The 21,314-nt window shown below is 66.8% G+C and carries 25 protein-coding genes; 12 read left to right on the top strand and 13 right to left on the bottom strand.

Features of this window, described 5'->3' with window-relative positions:
• Positions 1–127 precede the first annotated feature (127 nt).
• The 8 genes from pyrE to ASE95_RS07470 all read left to right on the top strand — a co-directional run bounded on the left by pyrE (position 128) and on the right by ASE95_RS07470 (position 6,660).
• Positions 128–712 carry an orotate phosphoribosyltransferase gene (pyrE, locus tag ASE95_RS07505; RefSeq protein ID WP_056635901.1) on the top strand — a complete coding sequence of 195 codons (585 nt, stop codon included), beginning with the start codon at positions 128–130 and terminating at the stop codon, positions 710–712.
• Positions 709–1,458, top strand: a complete 750-nt coding sequence (locus tag ASE95_RS07500; protein WP_056634001.1) for a pyridoxine 5'-phosphate synthase — start codon at positions 709–711, stop codon at positions 1,456–1,458. Before pyrE ends, ASE95_RS07500 begins: the two co-directional genes overlap by 4 nt.
• On the top strand, positions 1,455–1,874 hold the full coding sequence (gene acpS / locus ASE95_RS07495) for a holo-ACP synthase (protein WP_056633998.1): 420 nt from the start codon (positions 1,455–1,457) through the stop codon (positions 1,872–1,874). Before ASE95_RS07500 ends, acpS begins: the two co-directional genes overlap by 4 nt.
• Positions 1,875–1,878: 4 nt before the next feature.
• Positions 1,879–2,823: a signal peptidase I gene (lepB, locus tag ASE95_RS07490; RefSeq protein WP_056635898.1), complete on the top strand. Its 945-nt coding sequence runs from the start codon at positions 1,879–1,881 to the stop codon at positions 2,821–2,823.
• Positions 2,824–2,864: 41 nt separating this feature from the next.
• Positions 2,865–3,914, top strand: a complete 1,050-nt coding sequence (locus ASE95_RS07485) for an AI-2E family transporter (RefSeq protein WP_056635895.1) — start codon at positions 2,865–2,867, stop codon at positions 3,912–3,914.
• Between the two features lie 75 nt (positions 3,915–3,989).
• Positions 3,990–4,940 carry a hypothetical protein gene (locus ASE95_RS07480; protein WP_156347925.1) on the top strand — a complete coding sequence of 317 codons (951 nt, stop codon included), beginning with the start codon at positions 3,990–3,992 and terminating at the stop codon, positions 4,938–4,940.
• Entirely contained in the window at positions 4,928–5,461 is a 534-nt protein-coding gene (locus tag ASE95_RS07475; RefSeq protein WP_056633995.1) for a DUF2141 domain-containing protein, read from the top strand. Before ASE95_RS07480 ends, ASE95_RS07475 begins: the two co-directional genes overlap by 13 nt.
• A 14-nt stretch (positions 5,462–5,475) precedes the next feature.
• A complete protein-coding gene (locus tag ASE95_RS07470) occupies positions 5,476–6,660 on the top strand; it encodes a glycosyltransferase (protein WP_056633992.1) in 1,185 nt (394 codons plus the stop codon).
• On the opposite strand, the gene ASE95_RS07465 is transcribed toward ASE95_RS07470, so the two are convergent.
• The 7 genes from ASE95_RS07465 to ASE95_RS07435 all read right to left on the bottom strand — a co-directional run bounded on the left by ASE95_RS07465 (position 6,615) and on the right by ASE95_RS07435 (position 11,284).
• Positions 6,615–7,355, bottom strand: a complete 741-nt coding sequence (locus ASE95_RS07465; RefSeq protein WP_056633989.1) for a polysaccharide deacetylase family protein — start codon at positions 7,353–7,355, stop codon at positions 6,615–6,617. The genes ASE95_RS07470 and ASE95_RS07465 overlap by 46 nt on opposite strands.
• Positions 7,356–7,392: 37 nt before the next feature.
• Positions 7,393–7,761 (bottom strand): MerR family transcriptional regulator, encoded by a 369-nt coding sequence (locus tag ASE95_RS07460; RefSeq protein WP_056633986.1) that lies wholly within the window; start codon positions 7,759–7,761, stop codon positions 7,393–7,395.
• Between the two features lie 5 nt (positions 7,762–7,766).
• The gene (locus ASE95_RS07455) at positions 7,767–8,066 is read right to left on the bottom strand and encodes an integration host factor subunit alpha (protein WP_056633983.1); all 300 of its coding nucleotides are present in this window, start codon (positions 8,064–8,066) and stop codon (positions 7,767–7,769) included.
• Positions 8,067–8,153: 87 nt separating this feature from the next.
• Positions 8,154–9,134 (bottom strand): beta-ketoacyl-ACP synthase III, encoded by a 981-nt coding sequence (locus tag ASE95_RS07450; protein ID WP_056633980.1) that lies wholly within the window; start codon positions 9,132–9,134, stop codon positions 8,154–8,156.
• Complete coding sequence (gene plsX / locus ASE95_RS07445) at positions 9,131–10,165, bottom strand: phosphate acyltransferase PlsX (protein WP_056633977.1); 1,035 nt, start codon at positions 10,163–10,165, stop codon at positions 9,131–9,133. Before plsX ends, ASE95_RS07450 begins: the two co-directional genes overlap by 4 nt.
• Before the next feature lie 43 nt (positions 10,166–10,208).
• The gene (rpmF, locus tag ASE95_RS07440) at positions 10,209–10,388 is read right to left on the bottom strand and encodes a 50S ribosomal protein L32 (protein ID WP_056633974.1); all 180 of its coding nucleotides are present in this window, start codon (positions 10,386–10,388) and stop codon (positions 10,209–10,211) included.
• A 236-nt stretch (positions 10,389–10,624) separates the two neighbouring features.
• Complete coding sequence (locus ASE95_RS07435) at positions 10,625–11,284, bottom strand: MBL fold metallo-hydrolase (protein ID WP_056633971.1); 660 nt, start codon at positions 11,282–11,284, stop codon at positions 10,625–10,627.
• Between the two features lie 120 nt (positions 11,285–11,404).
• Between ASE95_RS07435 and pabB the strand changes: the two genes are divergently transcribed.
• From pabB to msrA, 4 genes are all read left to right on the top strand, one after another.
• Positions 11,405–13,183 carry an aminodeoxychorismate synthase component I gene (gene pabB, locus ASE95_RS07430; RefSeq protein WP_056633968.1) on the top strand — a complete coding sequence of 593 codons (1,779 nt, stop codon included), beginning with the start codon at positions 11,405–11,407 and terminating at the stop codon, positions 13,181–13,183.
• Positions 13,184–13,216: 33 nt separating this feature from the next.
• Entirely contained in the window at positions 13,217–14,416 is a 1,200-nt protein-coding gene (locus ASE95_RS07425) for a pyridoxal phosphate-dependent aminotransferase (protein ID WP_056633964.1), read from the top strand.
• Between the two features lie 195 nt (positions 14,417–14,611).
• Positions 14,612–14,752 carry a hypothetical protein gene (locus tag ASE95_RS17590; protein ID WP_156347924.1) on the top strand — a complete coding sequence of 47 codons (141 nt, stop codon included), beginning with the start codon at positions 14,612–14,614 and terminating at the stop codon, positions 14,750–14,752.
• 37 nt (positions 14,753–14,789) lie between these two features.
• Positions 14,790–15,443, top strand: a complete 654-nt coding sequence (gene msrA, locus ASE95_RS07415) for a peptide-methionine (S)-S-oxide reductase MsrA (RefSeq protein WP_200918774.1) — start codon at positions 14,790–14,792, stop codon at positions 15,441–15,443.
• 39 nt (positions 15,444–15,482) lie between these two features.
• Here msrA and ASE95_RS17585 read toward each other — a convergent pair whose 3' ends face one another.
• From ASE95_RS17585 to ASE95_RS07390, 6 genes are all read right to left on the bottom strand, one after another.
• Positions 15,483–15,653, bottom strand: coding sequence for a Trm112 family protein (locus ASE95_RS17585; protein ID WP_156347923.1), 171 nt, complete (start codon positions 15,651–15,653; stop codon positions 15,483–15,485).
• Positions 15,650–16,273, bottom strand: a complete 624-nt coding sequence (locus tag ASE95_RS07410; RefSeq protein ID WP_056633954.1) for an LON peptidase substrate-binding domain-containing protein — start codon at positions 16,271–16,273, stop codon at positions 15,650–15,652. Before ASE95_RS07410 ends, ASE95_RS17585 begins: the two co-directional genes overlap by 4 nt.
• Entirely contained in the window at positions 16,270–17,166 is an 897-nt protein-coding gene (locus ASE95_RS07405) for a tetratricopeptide repeat protein (protein WP_056633951.1), read from the bottom strand. The genes ASE95_RS07410 and ASE95_RS07405 overlap by 4 nt, the downstream gene beginning before the upstream one ends.
• A 98-nt stretch (positions 17,167–17,264) precedes the next feature.
• Entirely contained in the window at positions 17,265–18,128 is an 864-nt protein-coding gene (locus ASE95_RS07400) for a TorF family putative porin (protein WP_056633948.1), read from the bottom strand.
• A gap of 158 nt (positions 18,129–18,286) precedes the next feature.
• The gene (locus tag ASE95_RS07395; RefSeq protein WP_056633945.1) at positions 18,287–19,783 is read right to left on the bottom strand and encodes a SulP family inorganic anion transporter; all 1,497 of its coding nucleotides are present in this window, start codon (positions 19,781–19,783) and stop codon (positions 18,287–18,289) included.
• A gap of 206 nt (positions 19,784–19,989) precedes the next feature.
• The gene (locus tag ASE95_RS07390; RefSeq protein WP_056633942.1) at positions 19,990–21,312 is read right to left on the bottom strand and encodes an ATP-binding protein; all 1,323 of its coding nucleotides are present in this window, start codon (positions 21,310–21,312) and stop codon (positions 19,990–19,992) included.
• Between the last annotated feature and the right edge of the window lie 2 nt (positions 21,313–21,314).

Here is a 21,314-nt window from a genome sequence, read left to right as displayed (position 1 = left end):
CCTGCATCTGCCTATAGCATGGCATCCCACCGCCTCAAGGGGGCGCATCATCGCGCTTTTCTGCGCCATGGTGCGTTGCGCCGGGGTCCCGGCAACCGTATGGCGCGCGCAGGAGGCTTGCGACCCGATGACCGATGATGACGTGCTCGCCGAATTCCGCGCCGCGAACGCGCTGCTGGAAGGGCATTTCATCCTTTCCTCGGGCCTGCACAGCCCGCGCTACCTGCAATGCGCCCGCGTCCTGATGAACCCGCGCCGCGCCGCTCGCCTGACGGAGGCGCTGGCGGCGCGCATTCCGGCAGAACTGCGCGACCGGATCACCGCGGTGGTCGCTCCCGCGATGGGTGGCGTCATCGCCGGGCAGGAGATGGCGCGTACGCTGGGTGTCGACGGAATGTTCGTCGAACGGCCGACCGGCACGTTCGAGCTGCGCCGCGGCTTCCGGCTGAGTCCGGGGCAGGAAGTGCTGATGATGGAGGACGTCGTCACCACCGGCCTGTCGAGCCGCGAGGCGATCGCAGCGATCGAGGCGGCGGGCGGGCGTGTGATCGCCGGCGCGTCGCTGATCGATCGTTCGAACGGCACGGCCGACATCGGCGTGCCGTTCTTCCCGCTGATCCGGCTGGAGGTGCCGACTTACGCACCCGATGCGCTGCCGCCCGAACTGGCGGCGGTCCCCGCGATCAAGCCCGGCAGCCGGGCGGCGGCATGACGTCGGCCGGCTTCCCGCAGCGGCGCCCGGCGCGTCTGGGGGTCAACATCGATCACGTCGCGACCGTGCGCAACGCGCGCGGCGGCGGGCTGCCGGATCCGGTGCGTGCGGCACTGATGGCGGCGCAGGCGGGGGCCGATGGCATCACCGCGCACCTTCGCGAGGATCGCCGCCATATCACCGACGAGGATATCGCGCGGCTTTCCGCCGAACTGTCGATCCCGCTGAATCTCGAAATGGCCGCAACCGACGAGATGCTCTCGATCGCGATGCGCCACGTGCCGCACGCGGCGTGCATCGTTCCCGAAAAGCGCGAGGAGCGCACCACCGAAGGCGGCATCGACGCGGCGGGCCAGCACAACCGTTTGGCGCCGATGGTGCGCGAACTGGGTGCGGCGCGCATCCGCGTGTCGTTGTTCATCGAACCCGATCCGCGACAGGTAGCGGCTGCGATCGATCTGGGCGCACCGGTCGTCGAATTGCACACCGGCCGGTACGCAGAACTGACCGGAGAGGCGCGTGTCGAGGAACTGCGCCGCCTGTCGGATGCTGCGGCACTGGCGGCGAAAAACGGCATAGAGGTGCACGCCGGCCACGGCCTGACCTTCGACAATGTCGCGCCGATCGCCGCCATTCCGCAGGTGCGCGAACTGAACATCGGTCACTTTCTGATCGGGGAGGCGATCTTCGTCGGGCTGGAGCACAGCGTGCGGCGCATGAAGACGCTGATCGAGGATGCGCGGTGATCGTCGGGCTTGGCTCCGACCTCTGCAACATCGAGCGGATCGCGCATTCGCTGGAACGGTTCGGCGACCGCTTCGAGGCCCGCGTCTTCACCGATGTCGAGCGTGCGAAGGCCGGGCGACGCCCGTTTACGAAGGCGGGTACGCTCGCCAAGCGCTTCGCCGCCAAGGAAGCCTTTTCCAAGGCGGTCGGCACCGGTTTTCGCGCCGGCGTGTTCATGAAGGACATCGGCGTGGTCAACGCCCCCTCCGGTGCGCCGACGCTGGCGCTGACCGGCGGGGCGAAGGCGCGGCTGGCATTGATGATCCCGGATGGGCACGAACCGCGCATCCATCTGACGCTGACCGACGACCATCCCTGGGCGCAGGCGTTCGTCATCATCGAAGCGATACCCGCACGACATGCAGGAGCCGAGTAATCGCGTGGCAGAGGATATCGCATTGACCGGCGACCATGAGGCTCCTCCGGCTCGAACCGCCGACACGCCGCGCGCGCGCTTCGATTGGTGGGGGGAGATCAAGGGGCTGTTCTGGCTGTTGCTTGCGGTGCTCGGCTTCCACAGCTTCATCGCCAAGCCGTTCTATATTCCCAGCGAATCGATGCTCCCCGGCCTGCTGGTCGGCGACCGGCTGGTCGTGTCGAAGTTCGCGTACGGCTGGTCGTTCGTCTCGCCGACCATCCCCGATCCGATCGCGATCGTGCGCGGCACGCTGCTCCACCAGCCGGTCGACAGCTGGTCGGTGCCGGTCCCCTTCATCCACGGGCGCCTGTGGGGCAGCCTGCCGGAACGCGGCGATGTGGTGATCGTCACCCCGCCCGGCCAGTCGAGCGACTATATCAAGCGCGTCATCGGGTTGCCCGGCGATACACTGGCGGTGCGCGGCGGGGTGGTGATCCTGAATGGCACGGCTGTGTCGCGCGGGCCGCTCCACTACCGCGACCTGCCCGTCGACGCGAACGCGACCTGCGATCCGGCGCAATATCCCGGCGCGCTGCGGACGCGTGAGGACGGAAGCGCGGTCTGCCACCTGCCGATCGTCACCGAAACCCTGCCGAACGGCCGCCGTTACGACACCGTCGATCTCGAGTCCGACAGCGCCGGGGACGATTATGGCCCGGTGAAGGTCCCTGCCGATCACCTTTTCCTCATGGGCGACAATCGCGACCGCTCCGCCGACAGCCGCTTCGCGCTGGGCGGCTTCGAGCGCGGACTCGGCGGGCCGGTACCCTATGAAAACATCGGTGGCCGGGCAGAGTTCATCACCTTTTCGGTCGACGGCAACGCGACGCTCAACCCGCTGACGTGGCCAGGCTCGCTGCGGGGCGGGCGGGCGGGGTCCTCACTGCACCCGACCCGCGTCCAGTGAGCGAGCAGCAGGACATTCGCATCGACAGCGGTGGAGAACGGATCAGCGTCTGCGCGGGTGCCAGCCCGTCCGAGATCCGCGATGACGCCACCCGTCGCGAGATCCGCCGCGCCGCGGTGTGGTTGGGGATGGCCAGCGCGATCGCGCTGGTCGTCCTGCTGGTGCAGCCCCTGCTCATCATCTTCGCCGCGCTGGTGTTCGCCGCGCTCCTCGACGGCGGCGTGCGGTTGCTGGGACGGGTGCTGCCGATCGGGCGAAGCTGGCGACTGCTGATCGTCTGCCTGCTGACGATCGCCTTCCTGATCGGGACTTTCTACCTGGCCGGGATGCAGATCGCCGCGCAGGCGCAGCAGCTGCGCTCTACCGTCGAGGTGCAGGCGGTGCGCCTCAGCGGATGGCTGACTGCCCAGGGACTGATGCCCAGCATCGGCGACATCGGCGGCGTGGCGAAACAGGCATTGTCGTCGGTCGGGCGCGTGACCAGCTGGCTGGGCACCGCCGCGGGGGCGCTGACCAGCGGCTTCATGATCGTCGTGCTGGGGCTGTTCATCGCGATCGATCCGCGCAGCTACGAGCGCGGCGTGCAGTGGATGGTCCCGGAGCGCAACCGTGTCGAATTCGCCGTCACGCTGAAGCGGATCGCGCAAACGCTGCGCCGGTTGCTCGCCGGACGGTTGCTCGGCATGGCGCTCGAAGGCGTGCTGACCGCCATCGCCCTGTGGATCGTCGGGGTGCCGATGGCGATGATCCTGGGCATTTTGACTGGTCTGCTCGCCTTCATCCCCAATGTGGGCGCGTTCATTTCCGGCGCGCTGATGGTAGCGGTCGGCTTTTCGGCCGGGATGCACACCGGCGTGCTCGCGATCATCGTCTATGTCGTGGTGCAGACCTTCGACGGTTACGTCGTCATCCCGATGGTCGCCAAGCGGACCGTCGACTTGCCGCCTGCGCTGACGCTCGGCGCGCAGATCCTCGCCAGCGCGCTGTTCGGGATCCTGGGTCTGGCGCTGGCCGATCCGATGACGGCGATCATCAAGACCGCGATGGAACGCCGCTCCGAGAACGTCGAGGAGACCCGCGGCGACGACTAGCCGTTCCGCGGTACGGCTGGCGCGCCCCGGCGGCCCCTGCTAAAGCCTCCCACCCGTGTGCGAACGGGCCGCAGGATGAACCGATTGCGCGTCGAGCCACCAACGTCCTTCCCCGCCCCGGCCGAAGCCGCACCGCTCGGCGCGTTGAAACCGGTGCAGACGCTGCGTCGCCGCTGGCCGGCGTTGCTGGCGATGCTGCTGACGATCGCGATGCTGATCGGGGTGGGGCATGAATTGTTCGACCACGGATTGGCTGGTCTGCGCCGTGCCGTTCCGGCATCGCCGGGCTTCTATCTGTTCTTCCTGGCGTCGTATTTCGCACTGCCGTTGTGCGACTTCCTGATCTTTCGCCGTTTGTGGGATGTGCCGGCGGCAGCGTTCCCGGCGCTGAACCGCAAGCGGATCGCGAATGACATTCTGATCGGCTATTCGGGCGACGCATATTTCTACGCGTGGGCGCGTGCCCGGCTGGCGATGGTCGCCGCGCCGTTCGGGGCGGTCAAGGACGTCAGCATCGTGTCGGGCATTACCGGCAATCTGACCGCCTTCCTGCTCGGCGCGGTCGCGCTGCCCCTCGGCTATCAGTTGATCGCACCCGAAGTGATGCAGGCGATGATCTGGTCGCTGGTGTTCGCACTGGCGCTGTCGTTGGCGGTCCTGCTGTTCTCGCGCCGGGTCTTCTCGCTGCGGCGTCGCGACCTCTGGTTCATCTTCTGGGTCGACCTGCTGCGGATCGGCGCGGCGTGCGTCACCATCGCACTCGCCTGGGCATGGGCGATGCCGGCGGTGTCGCTGGGCATGTGGATGTTCTTGGTCGCAGGACGTCAATTGGTGTCGCGTCTACCCTTCCTGCCCAACAAAGACCTGCTTTTCGCCAATTTCGCGATCCTGGTGATCGGGCATGACCGGTCGTTGTCGGATCTGATGGCGTTCACCGCTGCGTCAACCTTGCTGATGCATGGGCTGTTGCTGCTGTTGTTCGGTGCGGTGTACGTAATGGAAAGGATGCGCGAATGGCGCGGGTGACCCTGAAGGCCGCTTGTCGGGCCGCGCTGGCCGCGGGACTGGCACTCGCCGCGTCCGGTGCGCATGCTCAGGTACTGGGCAGCGACGCGGCCGCCTGCGTCGGCGAACAGGGGCCGGCCATCCTCGCCACCGTCACCGGCCTGAAGGATCGGGTCGGCACGCTGAAGCTGGAACTCTACCCGCCCAACGAGGATGATTTTCTGGCCGGCGACAACGATCTGATGAAGGCGGGAAAGGTATTCCGCCGCATCGCCGTTGCGCCACCGGCCAGCGGCGACGCCGTCATCTGCATCCGCGTGCCGCGACCAGGGCGCTATGCGCTGTTCCTGGGGCACGACCGCGACGGCAAGCGCAAGTTCAACTTTTGGAGTGACGGCGCCGGCTTTCCCAGCAACCACAAGATCGGCCGCGCCCGCCCCAAGCTGGTGGACGCGCTCATCGATGCCGGCCCCGGTGTCACACGTACCGTGATCCGCACGCAATATCTGCGCGGGCTGGGCGGCTTCGGATTCACGCGCTGAGCGGGAGACGCACCATGCGGATCATCGACGTCAACGAATTCTACTCGCCGACCGGAGGGGGCGTGCGCTCCTATCTCGATCGCAAGATGGCATTGCTGTCGGAGCTGGGACATCAACAGATCGTCATTGCTCCGGGGCGTGAGGACCGCGTCGAGGAGCGGCCGGGCGGCGCACGGATCCATTACGTGAAGTCACCCGGCCTGCCGTTCGATTCGAATTACGGGCTGTTCTGGGATGCCGCCCCGGTGCACGCGCTGCTCGACCATTATCAGCCCGACGTCGTCGAGAATTGCTCGCCGTGGCGGTCCGCGGCGATCGTGGCGGACTGGCGCGGACCCGCCATCCGCTCGTGGTTCATGCACAACGACAACCTCGAAGCCTATCCGAAGCGCTGGTTCGCGCGGGTGGCGTCGGAGGCGACGATCGAACGCGCGTTCGGATGGTACGACCGCTACATGGGGCGGTGGCTCGATCGCTTCGATACCGTGGTCACCAACGGTCCGGTGCTGACAGAGCGGTTGCGTGCCCGCGGGCTACGGATCGACGCCACGATGACGCTGGGGATCGAACGTGAGCATTTTTCTCCTGCGCTGCGCAGCAAGGCGCTTCGCGCGGCGATGCTGGCACAATGCGGCCTGCCCGAAGATGCCTATCTGCTGATCGGGATCGGCCGCCACCATGCCGAAAAACGCTGGCCGATGGTGATCGACGCGGTCCGCCGGGCAGGCGCCAGACTGCCGATCGGGCTGGTGCTGCTCGGCCTCGGCCCCGACACCCGCACGCTCGAACGGCACATCGACGAAAGCCCGCACGTCCGAATGTTCCAGCCGATCTTCCACCGTGGACAACTCGCCTCGATCATGGCGAGTGCGGATGCATTCGTTCATGGCTCCGAAACCGAAACGTTCGGGCTGGTCGCTTCAGAGGCTCTGGCGTCAGGCTTGCCGCTGGCCGTGCCGGACCGTGGCGGCAGCGCCGCGATCGCCAGACCCGAATTTGCCGAGACGTACCGGAGCGGCGACGCCTACGATTGCGCGCGTGCGATCGTGGCGCTCGCTTCCCGGGACCAGACCTTGTTACGCCGCGCCGCGGGCCTGGTCGCGCCTAAGGTCTGGAGCGACCGTGAACATGCGTCCGCGCTGGTGGCGCACTATCAATCGCTGATCGACGAACGTGCCGGCGTGAGCAGGTCAGCATAGGCCGAGGCTATTCGCCCACCGAAGGCAGCGAAAGTACGGTCGATACTGCGCAGCAAGGCCGGACGGGTCACGTCGCCGGGGTGAACCGCGACTCGCACCGTCGGCAGTGGCTGCAACGCCCGCCGCAGCACCGCCGCCGCGACAAGTGAACTGAGCGCCCGTGCATCGGTGCGGCTTGCCCAGGTGATGACGGGGCCTCTCGCCAGCACATCGCCGCCCGGCGCCCACACGCGAGCGTGATCTTCCGCCAGCGCAAAGCCTGCGTCGATCAAGGCGGCGCGCGCGCCATCGGAGTAGAGCCAGGCCGGCGCGATGAAACCCGCCGTTGCGCGTCCGGTCGCATCCTCGATCAGCGCCCGTCCGCGGCGCATGCGCGTCAGTGCCTCGTCACGGTTCAATCCAAGGAACTCGGCCTCGCCAGCGGTCATCCGCCGGGCCTTGATCGCCGTGATGCCCCGGTGTTCGGTGTGGTCGCGATGGCACCAGCCATGGACGAACATCTCGATTCCGGCATTTGCCCACCCGCGCAAGCGCGCGGCGAACGCAGGCGTCAACGGCGCGCTGCCCCAGTGATCGGGGACGACCAGCATCGCCGCCCGTCGACCGACGAACGGTGCGAGCCGATCCAGCAACAGATCCACCTCGCTCTCGAAACGCGGTGAAACATCATGGATGGAGGCCAGCAACCGCTTCACGGCGCCGTCCCAAGCGCCTCGGCATCTGACATGGCTATCAGGTCAGATCAGCGTCGATCGCGTCCGCGAGCAGCTTGCGGATCGCGATCAATGACGTTGCCGCAGGCACGGCAGGTGCTGCTTGCAGCGGCGGCGCGCCGGATGATGACGGTGTCGCCGTATCGCGCGCGAGCAATTGCTGCACGCCCCTGATCGTATAGCCCTCCCGGTTCAACAACCGGTCGATGCGTTCGATCAGTGCAACATCATCCGGTCGATAATAACGGCGATTACCTGCACGCGTAATCGGCCGAAGCTGCGGGAAACGGCTTTCCCAGTAACGCAGGATATGCGGGGCGAGGCCGGTCGTGGACGCCACCTCGCCGATAGTGCGGAACGCGGCGGCGGATTTGCTGTCCGACGCCAACGCACTCAGCCTGCGCCGACGATACGGTCACGCATCATCTGGCTGGCGCGAAAGGTCAGCACGCGCCTCGGGGCGATCGGCACTTCGACGCCCGTCTTGGGATTACGGCCGACGCGCTCGCCCTTGTCGCGCAACACGAACGTTCCAAATCCGGAGATCTTGACGTTCTCCCCGTCGGCTAACGCGGAGCACATGCGGTCGAGTATCTGTTCCACCAGTCGCGCGGAATCTGCGCGGGACAATCCCACTTGGCGATGCAGCGATTCCGACAGATCTGCCCGCGTCAACGTACCAGCTTGCGTCATAGAGTGCCTCTACCCCCCGGAAAGGTTTGCGATTCAGCTTCGTTATCGTTGCCAAAGCCGCTTGTCGATGCACTCGGTCATCGCCGTTCAGATCCGGATGACCGCCGCGCCCCACGTGAATCCGCCGCCCATCGCCTCCAGCACCACGACATGGCCGGGCCGGATCCGACCATCACGGACCGCATGATCGAGCGCCAACGGCACCGAAGCCGCAGACGTGTTGGCATGCTGATCGACCGTGACCACAACCTTTTCAGATTCCAAGGAAAGTTTGCGAGCCGTCGCATCCAGAATGCGCGCATTCGCCTGATGGGGGACCACCCAATCGACCGCTTCGATGGGCAGTCCGGCGGCCTTCAACGCCTCTTCCATGACCGCCGCCAGGTTGACGACGGCGTGCCGAAACACCTCCCGACCACGCATCCGCAGCTTGCCGACTGTCCCGGTCGTGGACGGGCCGCCATCGACATAAAGCAACCCGTTATGGCGACCATCGGCATGGAGCCGGGTCGCCAAGATGCCTCGCGCGCCGGGATCGGCGACGTCATCGACCGATTCGCGCGCCTCCAGCACGATCGCCCCGGCCCCATCGCCGAACAGGACGCAGGTGGTGCGGTCCTCCCAGTCGAGGATACGGCTGAACGTCTCGGCGCCGATCACCAGCGCGCGACGATGGGCACCGGCCCGGATCATGCTATCCGCCACCTGAACCGCATAAAGGAAACCGGAGCAGACCGCGGCCACGTCGAACGCCACACAATCGTCGATGCCCAGCATCGCCTGAACTTTGGTGGCGGTCGCCGGAAACGTATTGTCGGGCGTTGCGGTCGCCAGGACGATCAGGTCGATATCGCCGGCGGCAAGCCCGGCGGCCGCCAGCGCCACGGTTGCGGCATCGCGCGCCAGCGTGGCGGTCGTCTCGCCCTCACCCGCGATGTGGCGAAAACGAATGCCGGTGCGCTCGACGATCCACTCGTCGGAAGTGTCGACGCGCTCGGCCAGTTCGGCGTTGGAAACCCGGCGGGCCGGAAGCGCCGCACCCGTTCCCGTCAGCACGGCACGGATCATGCGGCAGCCTTCGCTTCGAAATGGCGCAGGTCGTCGACGATCCGCCGCGTCAGGTCGGCGCGGACCATCTTGGCCGCATTTCCGATCGCGGTCGCGACACCACGCTCGTTGGCGCTGCCATGGCTTTTCACCACCAGGCCGTTAAGCCCGAGGAAAACCGCACCATTGTGATTGTTCGGGTCCAGATGATCGCGCAGCAGCTGGGTCGCCGGGCGCGAAATCAGGAAACCCACTTTCGAACGGACCGAACTGCGAAAGGCACGCTTCAACAGGTCGGCGACGAACCGCGCCGTGCCTTCCGCGGTCTTGAGCGCAATGTTCCCGGAAAACCCGTCGCAGACGATGACGTCATGCTCGCCGCGCGACAACCGGTCTCCCTCGACGAAGCCCGCGAATCGCATCGGTAGATGCGGTGCCGCGCGCAGCATCTGCGCGGCGTCGCGAATCTCCTCGGTGCCCTTCTGATCCTCGCTGCCGATATTTAGCAGCGCCACTCTCGGGCTTTCCAGCTCGAGCGTCGTGCGTGCGTAGGCTGCGCCCATCACGGCGAACTGGACCAGATTGCGCGCATCGCACTCGGTGTTGGCGCCGAGATCGAGCATGACGACGTCGTTTTCGCCCAACGTCGGCAGGAGCGCCGCCAGCGCCGGGCGATCGATGCCGGGCATCGTCCGCAACGACAGCTTGGCCATCGCCATCAGCGCACCGGTATTGCCCGCCGACACCGCCGCTGCCGCACGTCCCTGCTTAACGCAGTCGATCGCGATACCCATCGACGTGGTCTTCGCACGGCGAATCGCCTGCGTCGGCTTGTCGCTGGCGCCGATCACGTCGGGCGCATGGACGATCTCGGAATGCTGCGAGAGATTGGGATGGGTCTTCAGACCCTCGCGAATCGCCGCCTCGTCGCCGACCAACAAATAGTTGACGTCGTCGTAGCTGCGACACGCGCGTGCCACCCCGGCCAGCATCACCGCCAGCCCCTCATCACCGCCCATCGCATCGACGGCGATCCGGGACCTCTCGGACATCACTGGATCACGCTCCCGATGCTACGCCTGTACCCCAAGGGGCTCAGGCGTCGACCGCGACGACCTCGCGACCGTTGTAATGGCCGCAGGCGGTGCACAGGTTGTGCGGACGCTTCAGTTCGCCGCAGTTCGGGCATTCCTGAAACGCCTCGACCGACAACGCGTCGTGCGAACGGCGCATGCCGCGGCGTGAGGGGGAAGTCTTTCGCTTGGGGACGGCCATCGCGGCACCTTGATCTGTCTAGAAGTTCATATGAGCGACGAGCCGGTGCACGGCGCTGCGCGGACGATGCGAGCACCGGCCGCGGCAGACAGCCGGGCATCGGCTCGCATCGCGAAGCCCCGCGCCTATAGCGATATCTCCGCATGTTGCAAGCCGAGCCGGTCACGATCATCCTCCGCTGGGGTGTCTGAACGCGCCATCGTGCCCCGCGTGTCCCTGCCGAAACCAGCCCGGGATCAGGCGGACAGGGCGCGATCGCTGACGAACATGTTGTTCGCACGCTCATGCGCGAAGGTGCTCGGCTTGCCGTGGCCGGGAATGAAAGCGGTATCATCGCCCAGCGGCCATAATTTGGTGACGATCGATTCGATCAGCTGCTTGTGATCGCCTTGCGGCAGATCGGTGCGGCCGACCGAGCCCTGGAACAGCACATCGCCGACCTGCGCGAATCGGGACGGCGCGTGATGGAAGATGACGTGTCCGGCGGTGTGACCCGGCGTGTGATAGACGTCGAGCACGAGTTCGCCGATCGTGACGGTGTCGCCTTCCGCCAGCCAGCGATCGGGCTCGAACGCCACGCCGCGGATACCCCAGTCACGCCCATCCTCATGGAGACGCGCCAGCCAGAAGCGATCGTCCTCATGCGGGCCTTCGATCGGCACGCCGAGTTGTTCGGCCAGCGGCTTCGCCTCCCCGGCGTGATCGATATGACCGTGGGTGAGAAGGATCTTCTCGACGGTCACCCCGGCCCGCTCGACCGCGGCAAGGATGCGCGGCAGGTCGCCGCCGGGATCGACCACCGCCGCCCTGTTGGTCGCGGTGCACCAGATCAGCGTGCAATTCTGTTCGATCGCGGTGACGGGGATGATCGCGGCGCGCAACGGGGTATCGGTCATGACAAGTCTCCGGCCGGTCGTCGCATCGCCGACGACCCGCCCCGGCACGTTGCTACCTTCGACCTAAGTCGCGCGCAACGCGGCTTGCGGGTGGCGCGTCGCACAGGCATCTGTTGTGGGATGCGGCCGCCCCCCCCCTTCGTCCTGCTCCACGACGCCCGGCGGGGGAGCGCGGCGGCCCGCCTGTATCGTGACCCCCGGCGCATTGTCGTCGCGCATACGGTCGGCGAAGTGACCGACGTACTGGCAGCGGCACGTGCATGGGGCGGGGCCGCGGCGGGCTTCCTGTCCTACGGCGCGAGCGCAGCCTTCGAGACCGCGACGGCGGGCGAGCCCGCCTCGCCCACCCCGCTGGCCTGGTTCGGGCTGTTCGACGGCTATGAAGACGTCGAGGACGTCGCCACGCTGCTGCCCGACGCCGCGGGGGCTCGCTCCGGCACAGCGGAACCCGAGCCGTCACGGTCCGAATATCAGGCGATGTTCGACGAGGCGCAGGCTCTGATCCGCGCCGGCGATCTTTACCAGTTGAACCTCACCTTTCGTGCCCGCGTTCCGCTGGTAGGCGACCCGCTGGCATTGTATGCGCGCTTGCGGCACGCCGCGGGGGCCGGCTGGGGCGCGGTGGTGGCCACCGGCACGCAGACGTTGCTCTCGCTCTCGCCCGAACTGTTCTTCACGCTGGACGGCGATGCGCTGGTATGCCGCCCGATGAAGGGCACGGCGCGTCGCCATGACGACCCGGCAACCGACATTGCGGTTGCTCGGGCACTGGCGACCGATGCGAAGCAACGGGCCGAGAACCTGATGATCGTCGACCTGATGCGCAACGATCTGTCGCGGGTCGCCGTGCCTGGCAGCGTCACGGTGCCCGAACTGTTCGCGGTAGAGCGCTACCCGACCGTTCATCAGATGACGTCGACGGTCACCGCACGGCTCGCGCCGGGGCAGGATGCAGTCGATGTGCTGGCCGCGCTGTTTCCGTGTGGGTCGATCACTGGCGCGCCGAAGGTCCGCGCGATGCAGGCAGTCGCGACGATCGAACGTGGCAGCCCGCGCGGTGCGTACACCGGAGCGATCGGGCGGATCGACGCGGACGGTTCCGCCGCCTTCAACGTCGCGATCCGCACGCTGTTGATCGACGAAGGCGCCGACCACGCGACCATCGGCATCGGCGGCGGGATCGTCGCCGATTCCCATGCCGGCGATGAGTGGGACGAGGCATTGGCCAAGGCGGCGTTCCTCAACCGCGACGTGCGCGCGGTGGACCTGATCGAGACGATGGCCTTCGATCCGGACGAGGGGCTGCTGCGCATCGAGCGGCATCTGGCGCGGCTGAGTGCCAGCACGGTGGCGCTCGGCTACCGCTTCGATCGGCATGACGTGCGCAACGAACTGCAGGCGGCGACCTTCCGCCTGCGCAAGCCGGCCCGCGTACGCTTGCTGGTTTCGCAGACTGGCGCGGTCGCGATCGAGGTCGCGGCCGCGCCGCCCCCGCCGGACCATCCGTTGCGCATCGCGCTGGCGCCGCTGCCGGTCGACGTGCAGGACTGGCGCCTGCGTCACAAAAGCAGCGACCGCCGCTTCTACGATGCGGCACGCGCCGCCAGCGAGGCGGACGAGGTGGTGTTCGTCGCCCCGGATGGCCGGTTGACCGAGGGCAGCTTCACCAACCTGTTCGTCGCGCGGGCCGGCATGCTGGTGACCCCGCGCGCCGGCCCGCTGCTGCCGGGGATTTTGCGGGGCGAACTGATCGATTCCGGGAGAGCGATCGAGGGCGATCTGTTCGTGAGCGACCTGCGCGACGGACTGTTCGTCGGCAACGCGCTGCGCGGCCTGATGCCGGCGGTTCTCGACGGCGGCCGTTCGCGCGGTTGCACATTGACGGCCGCCGTCGCATAGGCGCACCCGCCCCCTTCCAGAAGGCGTTTGCCCATGCACACCTCCGCCGCGCTCGACCGCATCAATCCCTCGCCCACGCTGGCGATCACCAGCCGGGTGCTGGAGTTGAAGCGCGCCGGGGTCGATGTGATCGGGCTGGGTGCCGGCGAACCCGATTTCGACACGCCGGATTTCGTGAAAGAGGCTGCGATAGAAGCGATCCGCGCCGGAAAGACGAAGTACACCAACGTCGATGGTACGGCGGAACTGAAGGAAGCCATCGTCGCCAAGTTCAGGCGCGACAATGGCCTGGTGTACACTCCGGCGCAGGTGACGGTGAACGTCGGCGGCAAGCACACGCTGTTCAATGCCCTGGTCGCCACGCTGGACGCCGGTGACGAGGTGATCGTGCCTGCGCCATATTGGGTCAGCTACCCGGACGTCGTGCAGTTCGCCGGCGCGACACCGGTGATCGTCGCGGCCGGGGCCGATGTCGGTTACAAGCTGACCCCGGCGATGCTGGAGGCAGCGATCACGCCGCGGACCAAGTGGCTGATCCTCAATTCGCCCTCCAATCCGACCGGCGCTGCGTATAGTATCGCGGAACTGAAGGCGCTGGGGGAGGTGCTGGAACGACATCCGCACGTCTGGATCTTCGCCGACGATATGTACGAGCATATCGTCTATGACGATTTCCGCTTCGCCACGATCGCGGAGGTCTGTCCTTCGCTCTATGATCGGACGCTGACCGTGAACGGTTGCTCGAAGGCGTATGCGATGACCGGGTGGCGGATCGGTTTCGCGGCGGGTGCGACGTGGCTCATCAAGGCGATCGCCAAGCTGCAGTCGCAATCGACCAGCAATCCGTGCTCGATCGCGCAGGCGGCGGCCACCGCGGCGCTGACCGGGGATCAGGGCTTCCTGAAGGAGCGTTCCGCGGCATTCCAGATCCGTCGCGATCTGGTGGTCGACATGCTGAACGCCGCCGAGGGTATCACCTGCCCGAAACCCGAAGGCGCGTTCTACGTCTATCCCGACGTGTCGGGAGTGATCGGCAAGGCGACGCCGGCGGGCAAGCGAATCGAGAACGACAGCGATTTCGTCGGCTACCTGCTCGACGATGCTAAGGTTGCCGCGGTGCAGGGGGTCGCGTTCGGCGTCTCGCCCGCGATGCGCATCAGCTATGCCACGTCGGAGGCGCTGCTGACCGAAGCATGCCGGCGCATCCAGGAAGCCTGCGCCGCGCTGAAATAAGCGCACGTTCGGAAACGATCGCTTTCCGTTGCGGCAATGGTGCGGCAGCAGGGCTGTCGCTATATCGCTGATGAACGGACGGACCAGCCGCCGTTAAGGCTCAACATCGGAAAAGGTAGCTGCATCGTCGCACGGCTCGGCCGCGCGATGATCGGACGGCAACGCCGCGTGAGCGGCCAGGGAAAGAGAGAGACCATGACCCGCTTCATCAAGTCCAGCTTCGCCTGGCAGTTTGCCGGCGGCTTCCTGCTCGGCGCGATGGGGATGATGGCGGCGCATGTGACCCAGCCCGAGCTTCCGGCCAACGCCTATGCCGCGACCCATGCCACGCGCTGATCTGGCGTAACCTGCCCGACGATCCCATATGCGGCGCATGAAGCGCCCTTCCGCACCGCTCGCCCTCCTCCCCATCCTTCTGGCCTCATGCGGCACCGCGCAGGCCGAGCGTGCCGTCCCCATCCCGGTCGCCGCCCGCGACGTGCCCCCCGCCCCCGGCTTGCAGACGGCCGTGCTTGCCGGCGGATGCTTCTGGGGCGTGGAGGCGGTGTTCCAGCAGGTGAAGGGCGTTCGCGACGTCACATCCGGCTATGCCGGTGGCACGGCACAAACCGCCAATTATCGTGCGGTCAGCAGCGAGACGACCCGCCATGCCGAAGCGGTGAGGATCACCTACGACCCGCGCGTTGTCAGCTACGCCACGCTGTTGCGGGTATTCTTCTCGATCGCACACGATCCGACGCAATTGAACCGGCAGGGGCCAGACAGCGGCACCAGCTATCGCTCGGCGGTCTTCCCGCAGAATGCCGCGCAGCGCTCCGTCGCCGCAGCATATATCGCGCAATTGGGCGGCGCGCGGGCGTATCCGCGCCCGATCGTGACCGGGATCGAGCGCGGCGCCTTCTATCCCGCCGAACCGTATCATCAGGATTTCTTCCGCAACAACCCGACGCATCCGTATATCGTGCGCTGGGACAAGCCGAAAGTCGCGGGCTTCCGCGCCGGTTTCCCGCAACTCGCATCCCGGTGACGCGGGGGGTTCGGCACGCGCGCCGGACCCGTCAGAGGATCAGTCGAGCGGTCGGGCGGCCTCGACGAGCAACACCGGCACGCCGTCGCGCACAGGATAGGCGACCCGCGCCGTGTCCGACACCAGTTCCTTTCGTCCGGCATCGTAGCGTAACGCGGTCCGCGTCGCCGGGCAGACCAGACGTTCCAGCAACCACGGGTCGATCGTCATTGCAGGGTCACCCGCTCCTCGCCATCGTGGCGACCGAAGAACTGCATCAACTGCACCAGCAGTTCGGCACGTCCCGCCAGGTCGGGCACCTCCAGCAAGGCCTGTTTGGCCGCGACGTCGAACGGCGCGATCTGCGCGATCCCGTTCACGAGGCTGGTGTCGTCAAGGCGACCCACCGCCTTCCAATCGACCGCATAGCCATGCGCTTCGGCGAATCGCCGCGACTCGATCTCCAACGAGGCCCGCGCACCCAGCGACAGCGTCTCCTCCGCTGCGATCGGCAGCAACTCGGCCTCCACTTGCCGGAACGGCGTGGTCACGGTCAGTTCGCGGCGCAGGCGGAACAGCGACAACCCCTGCAGGATCAGATTGTAACGCCCGTCATCCAGCGCCTCGACCTCCGCGATCCGACCGACGCATCCAATGTCAAACAGGTCGGGTGCAGCGGCGTCGGTGCTGTCGGGCCGTGGCTGGATCATCGCGATGCGGCGATCGCGCGCCATCGCGTCCGATACCAGCGCACGGTAGCGGGGCTCGAAGATGTGCAGCGGCAGGTGCAGCTGCGGAAACAGCAGCGCACCCGGTAACGGGAAAATCGAGAGCCGCGTGACGTCGGTCATCCGAACAGGATCGCCGACAGCCGGCGCCGTTGCGCCGACACCCACGGATCCTCGATGCCCACCACCTCGAACAGCTTGAGCAATTGCTGCCGCGCCACGCCATCGTTCCAGTCGCGCTCCGCCGCGATGATCGACAGGAAGCCGTCGGCGGCGGCATCGCGATCACCTGCTGCCATGCGCGCATTGGCCAGTTCGTAGCGCGCCCCGAGATCGTCCGGGTTCGCCACCACCGCCGCCTCCAGCGGGGCGAGATCATCGACCGCGGGAGCGGACTTGGCCAATGCGAGCGCCGACGCCGCACGCGTCATTTCAGGGCGCTTCGCGACGTTTTCGGGCAGCGCGGCGATCGCCGCCTCGGCCTCGTCAGGCTGGCCAGCGGCGACCAGCGCGCGGATGCGGCCCGACAGTACGGCATGATGATCCGGCGCCATTTCGAGGAGCTGTTCGAAGATGGACAGCGCGCGTTCCGCATCTCCTTCGGTCAGCGCCTGCTCGCCCATCGCGATCAACGGTTCGAGATCCGCTTCCCCGGACGGACCCTCCGCGCCGATCGGCAACTGACGTAGCAATTGATCCAGCATCGTCTTCAGCTGCGATTCGGTGCGCGCGCTGGTCAGGTCGGCGACGAGTTGCCCCTGAAACATCGCATAGACGGTCGGGATCGAGCGGATCTGGAACTGCGCGGCGATGAACTGGTCCTTGTCGGTATCGACCTTGGCCAGCACCACGCCCTTGTCGGCATATTCCGCCGCCACCTTTTCCAGCACTGGCGTCAGCGTCTTGCACGGTCCGCACCATTCCGCCCAGAAATCGACGATCACCAGCTTCGTCATCGACGGTTCGACGACATCGGTACGGAAGCGCTGGACAGCTTCCTTATCTGCCGGGGACATGCCTAACGTGGCCAAGGGGCGCTCCTGAAGTTGCTCGCCCCCTTATGTGGGATGGCGGCGGGGGATACAAACCCCCCGCCCCACCGCATACGCCGTCGTCAGAAAGCGGCCGTCAGGGCAAAGACCACCTTCGCGTCCGCGATAGAGCCGTCGCCGTCCTGCCCGCGGCTGAAGCTGGGCTGGAGATATGCGGCCTCTCGGTCGGTGATGTTGGTATCGACATAGGCGATCCCGACGGTCAGCGGCGTGCTGGGGATGGTATAGTCGACGCCCAGCAGCCAATCGGCATAGGCGCCGGTCGGCGCGACGCTCGTCGCGAATGGCCCCAGCCCCTTGTTGCCGCTCGACGCGCCGATATGCGCCTTGGCCGTCAGGCCAGTGTTCGGGATCGCGGCCGAGGCATCGCCCCATACGTACAGATTGTCGCCCTTTGCGCCGGGATTGCTGTAGCCGGTGCCTGCATCGTAATCGACGTTGGCAGCGACCTGCCCGTTCGCCGACCAGGCGCCGAGTGCTTCCTGCTTGGGGGCATAGGCCACGCCCGCAGTCAGGCTGACCGGGCCGGCGGTGCCCGACAGCTTGACATAGGGCTCGATGAAGTCGGTGTTGTCGAAGCCGCTGGGGTACATGTACCACGTCGCGCCAATGTCCAGCGTGCCGCCCGCGACCGGAACCTTGAAGCCCGCAATCAGGTCGAGCTCCATATTGGCGCCGCCGAACGTTCCCCATCCGGCAAGGTTCGACCCCCACGTGCCGATGTAGACACCGCTATCGTGCGCGATCGTGAAACCACCCTGCACGGCCAGATTTTCGTCGGACTGCGATACCCCGCGAAACCGATAGTCGCTGACCAGTCCGACCGCACCCGAAACGGTGACGGCCTTCGCCGGCGCCTCGTCCTGAGCGGCCGCTGGAACCGCTGCCATCATCGACAGGGCGGAGAGAAGGAATGCGTATTTCATGGAACCTCCCTTGTGGCAGAGGCTCCTCCTGCTGTGGTCTGCGCCGCTCTCCCCCGCATCTGGACGAAGGGGCAACCGCTAGGCCACCCTTCCGGATTATCGGCCGGCCCTTGCTGGATTATGTCCGGTTACCATCAAAGTGTTTCCGGACCGGTGGATCAGCCATGATCTTCGTTAAGTGTGGCGATCCGACCACGGGCTCCGGTGATCTTCACCGAAAACCCCGCGGCCCGACGCCGCTGGAACCAGTCACGCAACATCTCCGCACTGGTGTGGTCCACCGCATATAGCCGCGACGCGTCGATTCGCACCGGCGTACCGGCAGGGACCCGGTCGAGCGTCTCCGACAATTTGGGCAGCGTCACGAACGTTGCCGTACCGTCCAGCGTGATCGCGTGGGTATCCGCTTCCTGCCCCTCGTATACACGCAGGCGCAAACGGTGCAGGTTCGGGATCAACTCCAGCATGGTCAGCCCGATGCCGACCAGCACGCCGGTCAACAGGTCGGTCGTCACCACCACCACCAGGGTCGCGGCCCAGATCAGCACCGGCAACATGCCATAGTCGCGGAATAGATGCGTGGCGTGCTTGACGCTGACCAGGCGAAACCCGGTGACCACGAGGATCGCGCCCAGTGCGGCCATCGGGATCAGCTTCAGCACGAATGGCAGCGCTGCCACGAAACCGAGGATCCACACGCCGTGCAGGATCGCGGAGGCGCGAGTCGCCGCCCCGGCCTGCACGTTGGCGGAACTGCGGACGATCACGCCGGTCATCGGCAGCGCGCCGGCAAAGCCGCACAGCAAGTTGCCGACGCCCTGCGCCCGCAACTCCTTGTTGTAATCGGTGCGCACCCCGTCGTGCATCTTGTCCACCGCGGCCGCCGACAGCAGCGTTTCCGCGGACGCGATGAACGCGATCGCGACCGCTGCGGCGATCACCGAGGGGTCCAGCAAGCGCGCGAACGCATCACCGACGGGCGGGGTGATCGCGCCGAAGATCGAATCGGGCACCTGCACGCGTGCGACGTCGAAGCCGATCAGCAGCGACACGATCGTCCCCACGGTCACGCCGACCAGCGCACCGGGCAGCAGCCGCAACGCCGCGGGCCTGAACTTCTCCCAGCAGACCATCGCCACGATCGTCGCGATGCCGATCGCGAACGCGAACTCGCTCGCCTGCAGGTTGCTCGGCGACAGGCCGAACATACGGCTCGGCATGGCCGCCAGGTTCTGCAACCCGCTGGGCAGCGGCCGATGATCGAACAGGACATGGAACTGGCCGACGACGATCAGCACGCCGATCCCGGCCAGCATCCCGTGGACGACAGCGGGCGAGATGGCCTTGAACCATCCACCCAGCCTGAACACGCCCGCCACCACCTGGACCGCACCGGCAAGGACCAGGATCGGGCCAAGCGCCGACAATCCCTGATCGCGCACCAGTTCGTAGACGATCACCGCCAGCCCGGCGGCCGGTCCGCTCACCTGCAACGGCGATCCGGCCAGCGCGCCGACGATCAATCCGCCGATGATCCCGGTGATCAGCCCCTTCTCGGCCGGCACGCCCGAGGCGATCGCGATGCCCATGCAAAGCGGCATCGCCACGAGGAAGACCACGATCGATGCGGTCAGATCACGGCCCAGAAACGCCATCGACGGAACCGATACGCCGGGACGGCTTTGCACCGTGGCGGCGGGGGGAACGATACTGGCCATTATGCGCGACCCCGCAGCGCAGGCTGGCCGGACTTTTCTACCGCGTTGACGTCGCGCCGGCGTTTACTGGCCACATCATCTCTCCCGATGGCAACCGACCAGGTACTACGGCGTACTTCTTTCCAATCCGCAGCGGGTGCGTGTCATTTCATTTCCGGTGGCGGCAGAGTGATTTGCGCGCACAAGCCGCCGCGATCGCGGTTGGCGAGGGTCAACACCCCGCCCTCCGCCACGACTGCCAACTGGACGATCGACAGCCCCAGCCCGAATCCGACCGTGTCGCGCGCCCGCGCCGCATCGAGCCTGACGAACGGCTCCAGCACGCGGTCCAGTTCGTCGTCGGGGATGCCGGGGCCGTCGTCCTCGATGCGGATGGTCACGCCCGCGCGATCGGTCAGCAACGTGATCGTCACCGCGTCGCCGTAATGCAGCGCGTTTTCCACCAGGTTCACCAGCGCGCGCTTGAACCCCACGCGGCGCACCCGCCACTCGCAATGATCCGGCCCGACATAGGTGACCGCGCGTCCACGATCCTCGGCATCGTCGGCCAGAGTCGCGCACAGCACCGCCAGATCGACGACGCTGGCGGACTCGGGATCGGCGGCGCCGCCCAGGAAAGCGAGCAACGACGTGATCATCGCCTCCATCTCGACGACATCGCGCACGATCGCGTCGCGCGTTTCGACATGCGCCAGCGCCTCGGTCCGCAGGTGCAGCCGAGCGAGCGGCGTGCGCAGGTCATGACCTACCGCCGCCAGCGCCTGCGTCCGTCCGGCGATCAAGGCCTGGATACGATCCTGCATCCGGTTGAAGGCGGTGATGACCCGCCGCACCTCGCCCGGACCATCCTCATCGACATGCTCCACCGCGCCATGACCGACCCGGTCCGCCGCCTTCGCCAGTCGCCGCAACGGTAATAGCACGCGCCGCAACAGCAACCCGCCCAGCAGCATCAACGCGATCGCCGGCACCATGGCCAGCGCGATCCGCTCGAACGAAAGGTTCAGGTTGGCGACCGGCTGGCGCGTGCGAAAGAACAGCCAGCTGCCGTCGTCCAGCCGCAACCCGCCGCTCACCACCGATCGCCGGCCGGGCGACTGGAGCCGCAGCCACAGATTGGTCGTCGCCAGCGACGGCTCCCATTCCAGCACCTGCCGCTGCATCTCGTCCAGCGCCGGGGCGATCGGCGGTACGACGGGCAACCCGTCGGCCCATTGCAGGCGATAACGATCGGTGGTCAGTTCCGCCGCCATCGCCGCGCGCTCCGCGGCCGGACGTTCGGCGATCAGCCGACGGCTGATGACCAGATGCTCGGCAAGCCGATTCGCCTCGTCGTCACGCACCGCGAAGCTGCTCGCCCGCTCGTAAAGCAGCGTGCTGGCACCGAATTCGATGACCAGCGTCAGCAGCAGGATCGCCAGCACCTGCCCCAGCAGGCCGACGGCCGGGCGGCGCAGGAAGGTCACGC

Source organism: Sphingomonas sp. Leaf231, from assembly GCF_001421995.1.
Lineage (GTDB): Bacteria > Pseudomonadota > Alphaproteobacteria > Sphingomonadales > Sphingomonadaceae > Sphingomonas.
The sequence above is the reverse complement of the archived record's forward strand: the minus strand, read 5'-3'. Positions and strand labels throughout refer to the sequence as shown.

Coding starts and splice junctions, on each gene's coding strand:
- pyrE (WP_056635901.1), top strand. CDS start 128: ATGACCGATGATGACGTGCTCGCCGAATTCCGCGCCGCGAACGCGCTG.
- ASE95_RS07500 (WP_056634001.1), top strand. CDS start 709: ATGACGTCGGCCGGCTTCCCGCAGCGGCGCCCGGCGCGTCTGGGGGTC.
- ASE95_RS07480 (WP_156347925.1), top strand. CDS start 3,990: ATGAACCGATTGCGCGTCGAGCCACCAACGTCCTTCCCCGCCCCGGCC.
- ASE95_RS07475 (WP_056633995.1), top strand. CDS start 4,928: ATGGCGCGGGTGACCCTGAAGGCCGCTTGTCGGGCCGCGCTGGCCGCG.
- ASE95_RS07470 (WP_056633992.1), top strand. CDS start 5,476: ATGCGGATCATCGACGTCAACGAATTCTACTCGCCGACCGGAGGGGGC.
- ASE95_RS07455 (WP_056633983.1), bottom strand. CDS start 8,066: ATGACGCAAGCTGGTACGTTGACGCGGGCAGATCTGTCGGAATCGCTG.
- ASE95_RS07450 (WP_056633980.1), bottom strand. CDS start 9,134: ATGATCCGTGCCGTGCTGACGGGAACGGGTGCGGCGCTTCCGGCCCGC.
- plsX (WP_056633977.1), bottom strand. CDS start 10,165: ATGTCCGAGAGGTCCCGGATCGCCGTCGATGCGATGGGCGGTGATGAG.
- rpmF (WP_056633974.1), bottom strand. CDS start 10,388: ATGGCCGTCCCCAAGCGAAAGACTTCCCCCTCACGCCGCGGCATGCGC.
- ASE95_RS07435 (WP_056633971.1), bottom strand. CDS start 11,284: ATGACCGATACCCCGTTGCGCGCCGCGATCATCCCCGTCACCGCGATC.
- pabB (WP_056633968.1), top strand. CDS start 11,405: ATGCGGCCGCCCCCCCCCTTCGTCCTGCTCCACGACGCCCGGCGGGGG.
- ASE95_RS07425 (WP_056633964.1), top strand. CDS start 13,217: ATGCACACCTCCGCCGCGCTCGACCGCATCAATCCCTCGCCCACGCTG.
- ASE95_RS17590 (WP_156347924.1), top strand. CDS start 14,612: ATGACCCGCTTCATCAAGTCCAGCTTCGCCTGGCAGTTTGCCGGCGGC.
- msrA (WP_200918774.1), top strand. CDS start 14,790: ATGAAGCGCCCTTCCGCACCGCTCGCCCTCCTCCCCATCCTTCTGGCC.
- ASE95_RS17585 (WP_156347923.1), bottom strand. CDS start 15,653: ATGACGATCGACCCGTGGTTGCTGGAACGTCTGGTCTGCCCGGCGACG.
- ASE95_RS07410 (WP_056633954.1), bottom strand. CDS start 16,273: ATGACCGACGTCACGCGGCTCTCGATTTTCCCGTTACCGGGTGCGCTG.
- ASE95_RS07405 (WP_056633951.1), bottom strand. CDS start 17,166: ATGTCCCCGGCAGATAAGGAAGCTGTCCAGCGCTTCCGTACCGATGTC.
- ASE95_RS07400 (WP_056633948.1), bottom strand. CDS start 18,128: ATGAAATACGCATTCCTTCTCTCCGCCCTGTCGATGATGGCAGCGGTT.
- ASE95_RS07395 (WP_056633945.1), bottom strand. CDS start 19,783: ATGGCGTTTCTGGGCCGTGATCTGACCGCATCGATCGTGGTCTTCCTC.